Consider the following 682-nt stretch of genomic DNA (forward strand, 5'->3'; position numbering starts at 1 on the left):
GCCTGGGACTGAGCGTCCGGCCTTCCCGGGACAGCGGGGCAATCCCTGATGCTGGCCGAAGGCCGGTTCCGGTCGCCCGATCCGTTCCTGAGACTCACCTCCGGCTACATGATCCGGCGCATCGCCTACGATTCCGAAAAGATCGACCTGACCGACGGCGGCACGGCTGCTTTCGGTGCCGAAGTGCTTGCGGCCATGGGCAGTGACCTTGCGGCGATCCATCTCTCCGGCGCGGTCGATCCGGTTGCACTTCGGACCGACGTTATGGGCTGCAAGAAAGACTGGTTGGTGGAGGTGTCCGCGCGTGCCACGGACGAGGTCAATTCGGATTTTGAAGAATGGCAGGGGTATTGGAGGCAGGGGTCGGGACTCATTGAGGCGCAGAGCCAGAAGATGACGGTTGCGGAGAGAAAGACCTTTGGGCATCGGTCATAGCGGGTCGCGATCCTGCGCCAGTCCTTGAGGCGGCCGAACATCATCTCGATCCGATTGCGTCGCTTGTGGCGGCAACGCCCATATTGTCGCAGACTTGGGCCGCCGTCATGAAGAACGTCAACGGCCTGCCCTTGGCATCTGCCACGGCAGGAAGCTTGGGGATCAGCCCGCCTTTCGTGCGCCCGATTACCCGTTCGCGGCCCCTTTTTTGACCGCCCGGCTCGAGGCCGTGCGGGGACTTTCAGTT

The 682-nt window shown here is 62.9% G+C and carries 1 protein-coding gene and 1 pseudogene; one reads left to right on the top strand and one right to left on the bottom strand.

All coding sequences use genetic code 11. The annotated features are described in order from the left end of the window. Positions 1–48 precede the first annotated feature (48 nt). Positions 49–435: a hypothetical protein gene (locus AC1DVR_RS23880; RefSeq protein WP_478003109.1), complete on the top strand. Its 387-nt coding sequence runs from the start codon at positions 49–51 to the stop codon at positions 433–435. Here the strand turns inward: AC1DVR_RS23880 and AC1DVR_RS23885 are convergent. Next, positions 384–682: pseudogene (locus AC1DVR_RS23885) on the bottom strand (transposase family protein); the annotation flags it as partial. The gene AC1DVR_RS23880 and the pseudogene AC1DVR_RS23885 overlap by 52 nt on opposite strands.

Source organism: Rhodobacter sp. P2_H5 (assembly GCF_056403335.1).